1 protein-coding gene is annotated in these 262 nt (G+C 61.5%); it reads right to left on the bottom strand.

Annotated elements, in window-relative coordinates; genetic code table 11:
• Positions 1-260: P-II family nitrogen regulator (locus AC4IFO_RS23215; RefSeq protein WP_490737880.1), on the bottom strand; the 260-nt coding region annotated here is incomplete at its 3' end.
• Positions 261-262 lie beyond the last annotated feature (2 nt).

Below are 262 nucleotides of genomic sequence, written 5' to 3' on the forward strand. Positions count from 1 at the left end.
ACGCGCGCCACGTCGAAGACGAAGATCTTGCCGTCGCCGATCTTGCCGGTCTGCGCCGTCTGCATGATGGTTTCTACGCAGGTGTCGACGATGTCGTCGGCAACCACGATCTCTATCTTCACCTTCGGCAGAAAGTCGACCATGTACTCGGCGCCGCGGTACAGCTCGGTGTGGCCCTTCTGGCGGCCGAAGCCTTTCACTTCGGTGACCGTCATGCCGGTGATGCCCACTTCGGCCAGCGCTTCGCGGACGTCATCCAGTT

The organism is Providencia sp. UF-224, assembly GCF_058245955.1.